14 protein-coding genes and 2 pseudogenes are annotated in these 13,116 nt (G+C 54.0%); 12 read left to right on the forward strand and 4 right to left on the reverse strand.

Going from position 1 to position 13,116, the window contains the following annotated elements; genetic code table 11:
• Nucleotides 1-24: 24 nt before the first annotated feature.
• The 6 genes from AC2FFP_RS21345 to AC2FFP_RS21370 all read left to right on the forward strand — a co-directional run bounded on the left by AC2FFP_RS21345 (nt 25) and on the right by AC2FFP_RS21370 (nt 6,803).
• On the forward strand, nt 25-537 hold the full coding sequence (locus AC2FFP_RS21345) for a tripartite tricarboxylate transporter TctB family protein (RefSeq protein ID WP_496881486.1): 513 nt from the start codon (nt 25-27) through the stop codon (nt 535-537).
• Between the two features lie 9 nt (nt 538-546).
• Nucleotides 547-2,079, forward strand: a complete 1,533-nt coding sequence (locus tag AC2FFP_RS21350) for a tripartite tricarboxylate transporter permease (protein WP_058278613.1) — start codon at nt 547-549, stop codon at nt 2,077-2,079.
• 7 nt (nt 2,080-2,086) lie between these two features.
• Nucleotides 2,087-3,571: an aldehyde dehydrogenase gene (locus AC2FFP_RS21355; protein ID WP_496881487.1), complete on the forward strand. Its 1,485-nt coding sequence runs from the start codon at nt 2,087-2,089 to the stop codon at nt 3,569-3,571.
• A 28-nt stretch (nt 3,572-3,599) separates the two neighbouring features.
• Entirely contained in the window at nt 3,600-4,835 is a 1,236-nt protein-coding gene (locus tag AC2FFP_RS21360) for a Tm-1-like ATP-binding domain-containing protein (RefSeq protein ID WP_496881488.1), read from the forward strand.
• Nucleotides 4,832-6,487 carry a sulfatase-like hydrolase/transferase gene (locus AC2FFP_RS21365; RefSeq protein ID WP_496881489.1) on the forward strand — a complete coding sequence of 552 codons (1,656 nt, stop codon included), beginning with the start codon at nt 4,832-4,834 and terminating at the stop codon, nt 6,485-6,487. The genes AC2FFP_RS21360 and AC2FFP_RS21365 overlap by 4 nt, the downstream gene beginning before the upstream one ends.
• A 124-nt stretch (nt 6,488-6,611) precedes the next feature.
• A complete protein-coding gene (locus AC2FFP_RS21370) occupies nt 6,612-6,803 on the forward strand; it encodes a hypothetical protein (protein ID WP_496881490.1) in 192 nt (63 codons plus the stop codon).
• 146 nt (nt 6,804-6,949) lie between these two features.
• Here the strand turns inward: AC2FFP_RS21370 and AC2FFP_RS21375 are convergent.
• Nucleotides 6,950-7,153: pseudogene (locus AC2FFP_RS21375) on the reverse strand (transposase); the annotation flags it as partial.
• A 430-nt stretch (nt 7,154-7,583) separates the two neighbouring features.
• Between AC2FFP_RS21375 and AC2FFP_RS21380 the strand changes: the two are divergent.
• The 5 genes and pseudogenes from AC2FFP_RS21380 to AC2FFP_RS21400 form a co-directional block, all read left to right on the forward strand.
• On the forward strand, nt 7,584-8,519 hold the full coding sequence (locus tag AC2FFP_RS21380) for a hypothetical protein (protein WP_496770482.1): 936 nt from the start codon (nt 7,584-7,586) through the stop codon (nt 8,517-8,519).
• A gap of 1 nt (nt 8,520) precedes the next feature.
• Nucleotides 8,521-8,793 carry a hypothetical protein gene (locus AC2FFP_RS21385; protein ID WP_496770483.1) on the forward strand — a complete coding sequence of 91 codons (273 nt, stop codon included), beginning with the start codon at nt 8,521-8,523 and terminating at the stop codon, nt 8,791-8,793.
• A gap of 18 nt (nt 8,794-8,811) precedes the next feature.
• A complete protein-coding gene (locus AC2FFP_RS21390; RefSeq protein ID WP_496770485.1) occupies nt 8,812-9,177 on the forward strand; it encodes a MafI family immunity protein in 366 nt (121 codons plus the stop codon).
• A 356-nt stretch (nt 9,178-9,533) separates the two neighbouring features.
• The gene (locus AC2FFP_RS21395) at nt 9,534-9,806 is read left to right on the forward strand and encodes a hypothetical protein (protein WP_496845254.1); all 273 of its coding nucleotides are present in this window, start codon (nt 9,534-9,536) and stop codon (nt 9,804-9,806) included.
• Between the two features lie 203 nt (nt 9,807-10,009).
• A pseudogene (locus AC2FFP_RS21400) lies at nt 10,010-10,333 on the forward strand (DDE-type integrase/transposase/recombinase); the annotation flags it as partial.
• Between the two features lie 179 nt (nt 10,334-10,512).
• On the opposite strand, the gene AC2FFP_RS21405 reads toward AC2FFP_RS21400, so the two are convergent.
• The 3 genes from AC2FFP_RS21405 to AC2FFP_RS21415 are packed head-to-tail and all read right to left on the reverse strand — an operon-like array spanning nt 10,513 to nt 11,871.
• On the reverse strand, nt 10,513-11,007 hold the full coding sequence (locus AC2FFP_RS21405) for an NAD(P)-dependent oxidoreductase (RefSeq protein ID WP_496770489.1): 495 nt from the start codon (nt 11,005-11,007) through the stop codon (nt 10,513-10,515).
• A gap of 29 nt (nt 11,008-11,036) precedes the next feature.
• Nucleotides 11,037-11,393, reverse strand: coding sequence for a VOC family protein (locus AC2FFP_RS21410; protein WP_496727550.1), 357 nt, complete (start codon nt 11,391-11,393; stop codon nt 11,037-11,039).
• A 40-nt stretch (nt 11,394-11,433) separates the two neighbouring features.
• Nucleotides 11,434-11,871 (reverse strand): VOC family protein, encoded by a 438-nt coding sequence (locus AC2FFP_RS21415; RefSeq protein WP_496770492.1) that lies wholly within the window; start codon nt 11,869-11,871, stop codon nt 11,434-11,436.
• Nucleotides 11,872-11,978: 107 nt separating this feature from the next.
• Between AC2FFP_RS21415 and AC2FFP_RS21420 the strand changes: the two genes are divergently transcribed.
• Nucleotides 11,979-12,683 carry a helix-turn-helix transcriptional regulator gene (locus AC2FFP_RS21420; RefSeq protein ID WP_496845253.1) on the forward strand — a complete coding sequence of 235 codons (705 nt, stop codon included), beginning with the start codon at nt 11,979-11,981 and terminating at the stop codon, nt 12,681-12,683.
• The last annotated feature ends 433 nt before the right edge of the window (nt 12,684-13,116 follow it).

Genomic DNA, 13,116 nt, shown 5'->3' on the forward strand with positions numbered 1-13,116 from the left:
ATGATTGCAAAGACTTTACAGGACATGTTCAAAAGATATCGCCGACCCGGCGATGTCGTTTTCGCCGTACTGTTTCTGGCATTCGCGGTGTTTCTTTTGTCCCAGCTGGGTGATCAGACCAAGGTCGTCAAACGAACCAAATGGTTCGCGCAGCCGGGTCTTTGGCCCACAATTGCAATCTGGTGCATGGTGGTGTTCGGGTTTCTGCATTGGCTTAGCTCGGCCTTGTCAGACCGGATCAGCGGCCGATGGACCGAGGTCGGGTTCTGGGTTCGGTCGTTCGAATATGTTGCCTATTTCCTGATCTATGTTCTGGTGGTTCCGCAGCTAGGATATCTGCCCTCAACCATGTTGTTCGCAGTCTTCCTGACCCTGCGCGTGGGGTTTCGTGGTGCAAATGCTATCGGAATAGCTGCGTTGTTCGGCTTTGTGGTCACCATCGTTTTCCGTGGCTTTCTTCAGGTCAAAATCCCCGCCGGAGCGGTCTATGAACACCTTCCGGATTCCGTGCGCGCCTTTGCGCTGACCTATCTGTAAGGGGCCACTATGGAAACGCTTCTTTCCGGTATTTCAATCCTGCTGCAATGGCAGGTTATCGTGGCCCTACTGATTGGTTCGATCGGCGGCGTCATCATCGGCGCATTGCCCGGGGTGGGTGCGGCGGTGGCCATCGCAATCTTGTTGCCTGCCACCTTTGCGTTCGAGCCCATCGTAGGACTAACCCTATTATTGGGCATCTATGGCTCATCCATGTATGGCGGAGCCATTCCCGCGATTCTGATCAACACCCCCGGCACAGCGGTAAACGCGCTGACCACTTATGACGGATATCCCATGACCAAACGGGGGCAGGGCCACCGTGCGCTGTCTCTGGCGTATTCGGCCTCGTTCTTCGGGGGCGTGTTTGCGATCATCTGTCTGATGGTGTTGTCACCGGTTCTGGCCCTTGTCGCCCCACATTTTGGCAGCCGCGAGATTTTCCTGGCCGCGCTATTGGGCATCATTCTGGTTGTGCTGGCTCACCGGGGGCAGATTTTTGCCGCTGGTATGTTGGCGGCCTTCGGCATTTTCCTGAATTCTGTGGGGCTGGAGCCCGTAAAATACACCCGCCGGTTCACCTTTGATCAAAGTTGGCTGGCTTCCGGCATTGATCTCATTGTGGTCGTGCTGGGTCTGTTTGCGATTAGCCAGGCATTTCTGCTGCTATTGGAAAAGAACCACGCGCCAGGCGACACCCATGTAAGTGGCAATATCTTTGCCGGCCTCAAAGAACTTCTGGGCGTGAAACGCGTCGCCACCGTGTCCTCAAGCATCGGTGTGTTCATGGGCATGGTGCCGGGCACGGGCGAGTTTACATCGCAATTTTTGTCCTACACCTATGCTCAAAAGACGTCAAAGAACCCAGAAAAGTTTGGTGACGGCTCACCCGAGGGACTTGTGGCGTCCGAGGCAGCGAACAACGCCGTTCCAGGCGCTGCGATGATTCCTCTGCTGGCTCTGGGTATTCCTGGCGAGGCGCTGACGGCGATGATGCTGTCGGTGTTTTATGTCCACAACGTGATCCCCGGACCGCAGCTGTTCGAAAACCAGATGGATTTCGTATTGGCCCTGTATATGGCGCTGATCCTGCTTAACGTGATCGTTCTTGTGTTCTTGTTATTTTCGACGAACCTTCTGCTGAAGATTATCCAAATCCCGACCCGGTTCCTTGGTGTCATGATCCTGATTTTGGCATTCGTGGGGGTCTACAGCTTGCGCAATTCGATCACCGACTGCGCCATCGCGGCTGGATTTGGTGTCTTTGGTCTGATCCTAAAACGGCTGGACCTGCCGATTGTGCCCATCATTTTGGGCATGGTTCTTGGCGGCATCATGGAAACCAAGCTGCGCAGCGCAATGGCACGGGTCAAAACGCCGCTCGACTTCATCGACCGGCCCATCGCGGCCATTCTGTTTGGCCTGATCGTTCTGATCCTGATACTGCACTGTCGAACGCTGTATTTCGAATTCAAAAACAAACTGCGGCCGGAACCTACGATGCAACCCGTGGATTCCGATAATCCGAACCAGCAAGGATAAGCGACCTATGGATCAACTTGCCATTGACGCGCTACGTGGTCAGCCCGTACCGGCCCGGAGCCTTCTGATTGATGGGCGTCACGAGGCCGCAGCGGAAGGTGGGCAACTGGATGTCATTTCTCCAATTGACGGTCAGGTTCTAACGCAAATTGCCGAGGGCACCCCCGAGGATATGGAGCGGGCTATTGTGGCGGCCCGCACGGCGTTTGAAGACGGACGCTGGTCGCGGGTTTCACCTTCTGTACGCAAGAAGGTGTTGTTGAAACTGGCCGATCTGATTGAAAAACACGCTTTGGAACTGGCCGTTCTGGGCGTGCGGGACAACGGCACTGAGATCAACATGGCCATGAAGGCCGAGCCGATGTCGGCTGCGGGCACGTTCCGCTATTATGGCGAGGCCATTGACAAGGTCTATGGTCAGATCGCGCCGACGGCTGAAAATGTGCTGGGTCTTGTGCATCACGCGCCTGTCGGCGTTGTAGGGGCGATTGTGCCTTGGAACATGCCGATGATGATCGGTACGTGGAAGATCGCGCCGGCGCTGGCGGCGGGTAACTCGGTGGTGTTGAAACCTGCGGAATCGGCCTCGCTATCGCTTTTGCGATTGACCGAATTGGCGCTTGAGGCAGGTGTGCCGGACGGTGTCCTAAATGTCGTCACAGGCAAAGGCAGCGTGGTTGGTGAAACACTGGCCCTGTCGATGGATGTAGACATCATGGTTTTTACCGGCTCGGGTGCGACAGGGCGGCGGCTTCTGGAATATTCCGCGCGCTCGAATTTGAAACGCTGCTACTTGGAGCTTGGCGGAAAGTCCCCCAACATCGTGTTCAACGACGCCCCCGATCTCGCGCAGGCGGCCAAGGTCTCCGCCGCAGGTATTTTCCGAAATTCAGGTCAGATTTGCGTCGCGGGATCGCGCTTGCTGGTTCAGGAGGATATTCACGAAGATTTCGTCGCCGAGATTGTCAAACACGCGCAGGCCTTCCGCGTCGGCGATCCGCTGGACTTGAACACACAGATCGGGGCAGTGCACTCAATGCCGGAATTGGAAAGCAATCTGGATTTCGTCGCCCAAGCCGAAGCGGAAGGTGCTGAGCGCCGTGCCGGCGGTGACCGCATTCTGACGGAAACGGGCGGCTATTATATGGCCCCCACTGTAATGAACGGGGTCAAACCTACCGACAATCTGTTCCGCAATGAGGTCTTTGGTCCGGTTCTGGCCGTGACACCGTTCAGGGACGAAGATGAGGCACTGCGCCTGGCAAATGACAGCGTTTATGGATTGGCCTCGGGCGTGTGGACTGCAAACCTGAGCCGTGCACATCGCATGGTGGCGGGCATCCGCTCTGGCGTCGTACACGTCAATACTTATGGCGGCGCGGACGGCACAGTGCCCTTGGGTGGTGTAAAGCAGTCGGGCAACGGTCACGACAAGTCTTTGCACGCAATGGAAAAGTACTTCGATCTGAAAACAGCCTGGATTCAGTTGTAAGACAAAAGCCTGCGAGGAGAAGATTACCATGGGCGAAAAGACTATCTTGCTGATCGGCACCTATGACACCAAAAACCCCGAGATGCGCTATATCGAAGAATGCATTACTGCGCAGGGTGGCAACGTGCTGACCATGGATGTCTCGGTTCTTGGGGATCCAACCACGCCCACAGACATTTCCAAACATGATGTGGCCGCGGCCGGTGGTATGACCATAGATGAGGTGATCGCGCTCGGTGACGAAAACAAGGCTTTTCGCGTGATGTCGCGGGGCGCAGCAACGCTTGTGGCGCAGGTCTACGCCGAGGGCAAATTTGATGGGATGCTCGCAACTGGTGGCACGATGGGCACCGATCTGGCGCTGGATTGCGCGCAAGCTTTGCCAATGGGTGTGCCGAAATACATTGTCTCCACCGTCAGTTTTTCACCGCTGATTCCGCCACACCGTTTGGCGCCGGATATACAGATGATCCTGTGGGCGGGCGGGCTTTATGGTATGAACTCGGTTTGCCGCTCATCGCTAAGCCAGGCCGCAGGTGCTGTTTTAGGCGCAGCCCGCGCCGTCCAGCGCCCCCGGCGAGATCGCCCGATGATCGGAATGACCTCGTTGGGCTCATCCTGCCTGCGTTATATGAAAACCCTGAAACCCGCGTTGGAAGAACGGGGATACGAAGTGGCCGTGTTCCATTCAACGGGTATGGGCGGTATGGCATTTGAGAAACTTGCGGGTGAGGGAGCTTTCTGCTGCGTAATGGATTTCTGCATGCAGGAATTTGCCAACATGCTTGCAGGTTCGTTGGTGTCCTCGGGGCAGGACCGGCTGACAAATGCCGGGCGCGCAAGCGTGCCGCAAATGGTGGCCCCAGGCGCGCTGGATCTCTTGGATTTTGCGGGTTGGCAGGACATTCCCGACCAATATGCCGACCGTCCGTTCCACGAACATAATCGCCTGATCAAAAGTGCGGTGTTCAATGCAAAAGAGCGACGGGCCGCTATTCGAGAAATGGCCGGTCGTCTGAAACAAGCCACCGGCCCAACCCATTTTTTCCTGCCCACCGGCGGTGTTGAGGAATGGGATCGCGAAGGCCAGGAAGCGCATGACCCGGAAGCGCTTGCCGAAATGGTTGACGAGGCCCGCAGCGTGATGCCTGCAGTTGCACCAACTACGGAAATTGACGCCCATATCAATGACGACGCATTCTGCGATGCTGTACTCAAACAGTTCGATAAATGGATGAATGAAGGGGTGGTTAAGACGACATGACCAAAAAAGCCAAGAACATCCTGTTTATCATGTTCGATCAGCTTCGGTTCGACTACCTGAGTTGCACTGGGCATCCAAGTTTGAACACGCCTCATTTGGATGCGCTTGCGGGCAAGGGAGTGCGGTTCTCCCATTGCTATGTTCAATCGCCCATCTGCGGTGCCTCAAGGATGAGCTTTTACACAGGGCGTTACGTGCACAGCCACGGCGCCGCCTGGAATAATTTCCCGCTCAAGGTCGGAGAGGTCACTCTGGGCGATCATCTGCGCGAACGTGGGATGGATAGTTGGTTGATCGGAAAGACGCATATGAGCGTGGATCAGGCAGGGATGGACCGTCTGGGCATTTCGCGCGACGGAGTGATCGGAGCGCGTGTCGCGGAATGTGGTTTTGATGTTTTCCTACGTGATGACGGCTTATGGGGTGAGGGGCCGCAAGGCTTTTATGACAAAAGACGTTCACCCTATAACGAGTATCTGAAAGGGCAGGGGTATGAGGCTGAAAACCCCTGGCAGCACAATGCCAATGCCGGGGTTGATGAAGACGGTGGTGTCGCTTCGGGTTGGTTTATGCGGCATGCTGATAAGCCTGCAAACATTAAGGAAGAAGATAGCGAAACGCCATGGCTGACGGGACAGGCGATTGAATTTATAAAAACGCAGGATGCAAATTCCGCCGGGCCATGGATGTGCCACCTGTCCTATATCAAGCCGCACTGGCCTTACATTGTTCCAGCGCCGTATCATGACATGTACGGGGCAAAAGATGTTTTGCCGGTGGTCCGTTCGGATAGCGAACTGCAGAATCCACACGCTGTCTATGAAAAATTCATGAAGAACGAAATCGGCCAAACCTTTAGCAAACCGGGCGTGCGTGAAAAGGTGATACCCGCCTATATGGGGCTGATCAAACAGGCTGATGATCAGATGGGCCGCCTGTTCAATTGGCTAGAAGAAAATGGTCATATGGATGATACGATGATTGTCGTGACTTCCGACCATGGGGACTACCTCGGTGATCATTGGATGGGTGAAAAGGATCTCTTCCATGATCCGTCGGTGCGCGTTCCTTTGATCATCTATGATCCGTCACCAGAATCAGACGCAACACGTGGCACTGTTTGTAGCGCGCTAGTCGAAAGTATTGATCTGGCAGCAACATTTGTTGATCTGGCAGGTGGCGATGTCCCGGATCACGTTATCGAAGGCCGCTCGCTACTGCCGTTCCTGTATGGCCGAACCCCCGCGGCATGGCGCGAATATGTGGTTAGCGAATATGATTACTCCGCCACGCCCGAAGCCGCGGCTTTGGGCCTTGACCCCAAACAGGCACGCCTGTTCATGCTGGCGGACAAGGATTGGAAATTCATCTTTGCCGATGGTGGGTTTCGCCCGCTATTGTTCGACCTGAAAAACGACCCTAAAGAGTTGAATGATCTCGGTGCCGACTTGGGCCATGCCGAGGTTATCAACATGTTCATGAAGCGCTTGTCAGAATGGGCGCGCCGTCCATCGCAACGTACAACGGTTTCAAATGACACGTTGCTAAAGAAGCGAGACGGGAGTGCGGCCGACGTCGGTATTTTTATTGGTGTTTATGATGAGCGTGAATTGCCCTACGACGCAATAGAGAAAACGATCAGGCGTCGGTGAAACTTACTGGGTTTTGTCCGCTGTTCCGGCCTCCAAATGGATTGCGATTTTGCGGTTGCAGCTAAAGTCCGGAAAGCGGGCTGCGACCGCAGCATTTGAAGACCGTGCTCAAGGTCGTGTGTGGGTGGCACCTGCATTGCAAGTGTTTTCTGTGTTGATGGCGGCGGTCCGTCAGTACAGTCGTGTGTTCGGCCTGTTCACGCAGCCAGTGTATTTGGCCGCCGGCCATGATGAGTTCCGCAAGCAAGGTTCCTATCGGCTAATCGACCTCGATTGGGGCCGCGACGTTGGTCGGAGCGTCCTGGCTTTTGGTTGACTTAAGTCCGCATCATCTCTTCAAACGTCTTGCATCTCTGGGCAGGCCGGCCTTGTCAGGCGGTCGGCTGCCGGTATTCCTGTTGTTTTGTCAGCATCACCCAGATTATCCTGGCGCTCCGGATGCTTCCTGCCCATCAGCGCCCGTGACGTCATGCCGGTGATCAGGAGTTTTCGGATGTATCGGTCGCCTTTCTTAGTGATCTTGCCTAACTTTTCCTTTCCGCCGCTGGATTTGTTGAGCGGCGTCAGCCCCAGCCAGGCTGCAAGGTCGCGGCCGGTCCTGAATTGCTTAGCATCACCGATGTTCGCCACAACGGCGGAGGCGGTAACCCCAGCAAGAGAAAGCATAGTGTGTTTAATGCTCAGGGTGATGATGCGCTAGCTTTGGTCGATGAAGCTTGGAAAAAACGCGGAGCACCTGATCCAAATGATCCATTAGCATATGTGGTCCCAATGGGTCGGACGATAGGAACGGCTGGCGAAACCAATATTCGGATTGTTACTATGACCAGAAACGGCAGCGAAATCAGGACAGCTTATCCATGGCCCTAAAGAAACATTGGTGTCCAAACTGTGATCAAGGTTGGGTTGTGCCAGTTCGAATAAAATCTATTGGGCAGATCGTCTATGTATGCGAAGAATCTGAAGAGACTTGGTTGTCAGAGGAAGACATTATGCCAAGCCCTTGGTCGGAAGTTCCGAAGCAAGGTCATTACTGTTATCTCAATAATCTGATGGAGGCAGCGGGCTTAGGCGCGACTGAATACGAGGGTCTTGTATGGCTAGAGGTGGAGTGAATGTGCTCTTTCGCCTAGTTCAAGCTTTCCTGATTTTGCTGTTTACAGTCTTTGGAGCAAGTTCGGCTTGGGCTATGCCTGACGGCTGGTCTGAAATCTACTATCCGGTCGCTGTCAGCTACGACGATAGTCGACCAGGTGATCTTGCATTTGCGGCCAGAGCACCTCCCCAAGAGCTAAATCACGTGAGCGCGAGCTCTCCCGCCATTTTTGATCCTGCAGCAGTAGGTTGGTTCGGCCATGCTTTTGGTACGGCCAATCAATCGATCAACCTCGGCCATTTGACCCGGCTCGCCGGGCCTAATGTAGCGCCTACCGGCGCACTGAACTCAGTAAACTATCACGCTGTGGCGTTGGATGTTTCGATCGCAGGTGCTCATCTAACGAACGTGAGCAGTAAAGGCGCGCTGCACCGCTGGAGTGTTGCAGAGGAAGTATCAGCGTTTTTCCACTCCACAATTGCCACAAATAAGGGACCGTTGCCACCGCGTGTCGATATTTCTGATGACCTAAATCGTATCAATCGATCTGATGTTGATGCTCAATACCTCTACCGAGACCCTGATGCTGGTCATGGAATCGAGATTACGCTTAAAAATGGCTCCTTGGAATTCAATGTCGCAGCGGGTGGTGATGCGGCGGCGCTCGGGTCAGGGACAGACATGTTCAATAGTGCAATGCTTCGCCTACAACGTGATGGGGTAAAGGTTGATAGAGTGCAAGGTGTGTGGATTCCAGGTACGGGCAGCGATAACTATTCGCAGTTCATCAATAATGTGAATTCAGGTATGACTCGAACTGACGCAGCGAGGAATACATGGACTGGACGCATCGCAGCCAGCCATGGCTATTCGGAAGTTGTTGAGACGACCAGGCCTGGTAGTAACGTTATCGATTTTGAGTTCGTGAGGCCGTAGTATGAAACGGAACTGGGCAAGTAGAGTTGACGATGGCGCTAAACCGTCGGAGCTTTTGTTAGAAGTACTGGAAATTGACCCTAGTTTATCAGGAGGCCAACTTGCTGGGTTTATGATGGAAGAATTTCCAGGCATTTACAGGCATGCAGGGACTTTTGTATCCCGATGGATTCGGCCAGGTGCAACTACTACTCACGGCCTAACCACAGCAGATATGGACGAGCGTGTGCTCGAACTGATTGCCGAATGGAAAGCCATGCGTAGAGACAATTAAAGGGTGTAAACCTGAGGCTTGAGTATTCTTCGCCAAATTATTGGCTTGATTACTACGATGCTGCTCTCGATTTTGAGTGCGGCGGCTATGCCGATGGTACCATCAGAGCATATCCGAAGTATTGACATGGAAAACGCAATTCAAAGAGCAACTGTATCCCTCATTCAGCAGTTTATAGGTCGGCTAGACGATGAATGGCTGGACGACTATCAATCGACTGCTGAACACGGCGAATGGGGCGTAGCATTCGAAAACCTGTGTGAGCAGCTGTTTGAATTCGACGTTTTGCCAGACGAGCAGGAATTTCAAACAATCTGCGAGATTGGTGAAAGCATGAAGATCGATCCACAAAGATGGAATTTTCTTGCCCCCCAAAAAAATTGAGTATGTTCGGCCAGTTGCGTCATATCATCGGCTTGGTCGTTGCAGTGTTGATCACCGCTTTCGTCCGCGTTCCACTCGGAAGATGCAATGTTGCGTGCGGATACCGTTATGAGAGGGCAACCACTTCAAGACGCAATAGCCGCAAACCCGACCGCTAATACTCATAGGTTTACATTTGACGTTGGCGAGGACGTTGGCAGAGGGTATCGACGCATTGGATCAGCTAACCCAAACAATGTCGGGCGAAATGGGCCACCGGAAAGGGTTGATGGACTAACGCACGTCCAAGTCGCAGTGGAACGAAATCCAACAACAGGGGAGTGGGAAACAATAACAATGTTCCCATCGCTACCATGATGAATTACTCGCAAAAGTTTCCTAATCTGACACACCTACTTGATGTAGCTTCTATCGGCTTAACAGAGAACGAGCTGAAAGGTCTTGTTAAGCGTGAGACAGAGCGTCACTCAGCTTTGAGACTCGAAATCATTAGTTCCTTTGAAGCCCCCAGCTTCTCTTGGAGGGAAATATTGAACCACCCTGATGTTGGTGAGGTTTATGAGGCAGAAACAGATGAGGAAGCACGTGAGTTCGCAATAAAAATGTTCTTAAAACCTGCAACAAGCTAACGGCCCTTGACCCAGTCCCTGGATCCGGGCCGTTAGGCTGTAGAATCCGTTCCTTTTTCTTTATCAAGGACTTCTTTGTTCCACGCACCATTGGCAGCGTCATCTTTGAAGTTGGCACCGCAGGTGCAGGTACACTTATCAAATTCGGTGGCAAAACTTGCCTGCGCGTCGGTGACAATCTCCTGGCAGCAACCGCAGATGGTGCGGGTGAGGTGAACGGTCTACCGCGCAAGATCGTCATCGACAAAAGTGGAGCCAATACAGCTGGCATCAAGGCGATCAACAAGATGCTCAAAAGCTATGGTTGCCCGATCCCGATCGAAATGGTCAGGCAGAAATACCTCATTAACATCATTGAGCAAGATCACCGTTTCATCAAACGAAGGATCAGACCCATGCTGGGATTCAAATCTTTCGCTTCAGCCGCATCTGTCCCGGCAGGCATAGAACTGGTCAACATGATCCGCAAAGGCCAATTCACACCCGGCCTCCGTCCGTTTCAGCAGTTCGCCCAACTGGCAGGGTAAACCGCTCACCAATTCCACTAATGCTCTGCCATCTGAAAAGTTTGCGACGGAACCCACGCCGTATGCCGCCCCTTGGGTCTCAGGGTCCGAGATGGCATCAATCAGGAATTGTGCAAGTGCCAACAGGGAAACTGCTGTTCTGTTTTCGGGAAAAGCATCTCTTTGGGCACGGTATGCCGTCACACCGGGTTTTTGAGAAATCCCGCGCGGGCCGAGGTCCAGTTTAGGCCAGAGTTCTTCAAGATATCCTCCATGCGATCGGCGCTGCGTACAACGTTCGGCACAACGAAACGAAGGAGCTTTCCGAGCAGCGTTTGGTCTGGAAATAGCAAAGCCGTTGAAGTCACCAAGACCCGCTTGAGTCTGGTCGCCGACGCCGCTTTGACGATGGCGTAAAAAGATCGGAAATACACAGAAGTGGCGGCTTTTGTTGGCAGCTCACCGCCCAAGGCCGAAACAACGGCGCCGTGGTCGCGAAACACTGATGCGAGAAACTCAGGATCAGAGTGATCACCGACCACCACGTGCAATCTTGGGTGTCGTAGATCGGGCGTTTTGACTGCAGAACGAACGACCGCTGTGACCTCCATGTCCCGTGCGTGCACAGCTACGAGCACAAGCTTACCTGTCCGCCCATTCGCGCCCAAAAGAACGAGTTTCAAAGTCTTCTCCATTCAATCGGAAAGTGCGTTTGCGACCTGCATTAGGCGGAGAGGCAAATCTTGTTGCTGTCAAGATCCCTGACGTAGGCCGAGAAGCGCGGTCCACGTTGGTTCGGTTCGCCTTCGCTCGTGCCACCAAGCTCGATGGCCAATGCGTGCAGCCTTACGACCTCTTCAGCCGACCCGACGCTGAAGCCGACCATGGTTCCGTTGCCATTCGTGGCGGGTTTTTCGTCGAACGGGATGGCAGCTGCAAAGGCAAAATTAGGTCCGAGCCAGTAAGTCATTCTGTCGGTGGGCGAGACGCGCTTTAGGCCTAATTGACCAAAAAGCTGGTCATAGAAATGCGTTGCGGCGGCCATGTCGTTGGTACCGACGACGAAGTAGTTCATTTGCATGATGGGATGTCCTTTGAGATTGCGCTGAGTCTTGTGAGCGTCACTGACCGGTCAGTCTGAAAAACTCGATCAGCTGACCGTTGGGGTCGGTGATCTTAAGCAAGTGGATGCCCGGCTCTTCGATGATCTCCGGCGCGGTCACACCGGCAGAGGTGGCGCGGGCGTGCAAGACCTCCAGATCGGCGGATTGCAGGTAGGGAACCGCGCCCGAACCTGCCTCGGACCCCGGTGCGTACTTGTCCCGTGACACGATTGCGAACCAGCCACCAGCCACATCGAACGCCACGAATTCGGGTAGCCCGATTGTCGGTTCACTGTCGAACAGGGCGCGGTAGAAGGCCTCCGATTCCTCCATGTTGTCGGTCGGCACATAGACGCCCATGGCCATGATCGGCGCAGTTCCCCGCTGCTCCGCCGACTCCGCAACGAGTGCTGTTGGCATAACAGCGGCGAGGGTTAGAGCAATGAAATGTCCCATCTTCTGATCTCCATTTTATAATGTTTTTCCTGCATCTACCGCGCCTATGCTGACAGCGTGTTGTCAGCATATTGTCAGTATGCTCTGTTTCATCGAAAGGAGATCACATGAGGCGCGGCGACAGGCTATTTGAAGTCATCGAGATCCTGAGACGTGCCAAAAGCCCGATCTCTGCCCAGTCTATTGGTGAGGAACTGGGCGTGACCAAGCGCACGGTGTATCGCGATGTTGCAGCGCTGATCGGACAGGGCGTACCAATCAATGGCGAGGCCGGGGTCGGCTATGTGTTGGAGCCGGGCTTTCATATGCCACCGCTGATGCTGACCCCGGACGAAATCGAGGCCGTTACGCTTGGCATGCTGTGGGTCCAGACCCGAGGCGAACCCGAGCTTGCGCTGGCGGCTGAGAAGCTAATCACCAAGCTGGAAGCTGTCGCACCTGACAAGTACCGGACGTCGTTTCTTCAGCCGGCCGTAAGCGTTGCGCCCGTCGCGCAGCCGGTTGAAGTACTCGGCGCCGCGGCCATTCGTCTGGCCATTCGGCGCCGCCAAAAAATAGCTCTGAAATATTCGGACCACTCAGGCCAACAAACTCGTCGTGTGATCTGGCCCATACTGCTGGGTTATCGGGACACCAGTCGCATCATCGCTGCATGGTGTGAGATGCGAGAAGGCTTTCGTTACTTTCGGACAGAACGGATCATTGAGGCGGAGGTCCTCGAAAACAGTATTCCTCGGCGAATGGACCTACTTCGCGCAGAGTGGCGTAATGCGACGGATGCAGAACGTAAGCGCTATGAAGAGGGGGCATAAGACAAGGGTTGCCGAAGGACCGCATTGGGGAAGCAGCAGCGCAGCGGAGCGCTGCTTAAGCAACGACAGGATTTGGCCGTCAGTTGGATCAACAAAAAAGCGTTAGGGGCAATGCTGTGCTCGCTCCGAGGGCAGTTTCGAGCCAAAGCCGTTACCGCTGAGGCACTGGATGCGCTGACCAACTAGATTACAGCGGCCATTGAAGAGAATGTTGGGCCAGACCAAGTCTTGGTGGCTACATTACAAAAAGACTGAGAAACATCGAACGCCTCTACCTAAAGACAAGCCCAAAAATACATTCGGTGTCCTCTAGTTAGTACCGTGTGACCTCGACTGCGACTGCAGCAAATACCACGCCAATCAACAGAGCCTTTGTATTCATTGACGGACGGCTGGGTAGTTTAACCCGAAGAGACAGGGCTATTATCACACC

Source organism: Ruegeria sp. YTSC004 (genome assembly GCF_059609805.1).

Coding starts and splice junctions, on each gene's coding strand:
- AC2FFP_RS21355 (WP_496881487.1), top strand. CDS start 2,087: ATGGATCAACTTGCCATTGACGCGCTACGTGGTCAGCCCGTACCGGCC.
- AC2FFP_RS21360 (WP_496881488.1), top strand. CDS start 3,600: ATGGGCGAAAAGACTATCTTGCTGATCGGCACCTATGACACCAAAAAC.
- AC2FFP_RS21405 (WP_496770489.1), bottom strand. CDS start 11,007: ATGGAGAAGACTTTGAAACTCGTTCTTTTGGGCGCGAATGGGCGGACA.
- AC2FFP_RS21395 (WP_496845254.1), top strand. CDS start 9,534: ATGAATTACTCGCAAAAGTTTCCTAATCTGACACACCTACTTGATGTA.
- AC2FFP_RS21345 (WP_496881486.1), top strand. CDS start 25: ATGTTCAAAAGATATCGCCGACCCGGCGATGTCGTTTTCGCCGTACTG.
- AC2FFP_RS21365 (WP_496881489.1), top strand. CDS start 4,832: ATGACCAAAAAAGCCAAGAACATCCTGTTTATCATGTTCGATCAGCTT.
- AC2FFP_RS21410 (WP_496727550.1), bottom strand. CDS start 11,393: ATGCAAATGAACTACTTCGTCGTCGGTACCAACGACATGGCCGCCGCA.
- AC2FFP_RS21380 (WP_496770482.1), top strand. CDS start 7,584: ATGGCTAGAGGTGGAGTGAATGTGCTCTTTCGCCTAGTTCAAGCTTTC.
- AC2FFP_RS21385 (WP_496770483.1), top strand. CDS start 8,521: ATGAAACGGAACTGGGCAAGTAGAGTTGACGATGGCGCTAAACCGTCG.
- AC2FFP_RS21350 (WP_058278613.1), top strand. CDS start 547: ATGGAAACGCTTCTTTCCGGTATTTCAATCCTGCTGCAATGGCAGGTT.
- AC2FFP_RS21415 (WP_496770492.1), bottom strand. CDS start 11,871: ATGGGACATTTCATTGCTCTAACCCTCGCCGCTGTTATGCCAACAGCA.
- AC2FFP_RS21420 (WP_496845253.1), top strand. CDS start 11,979: ATGAGGCGCGGCGACAGGCTATTTGAAGTCATCGAGATCCTGAGACGT.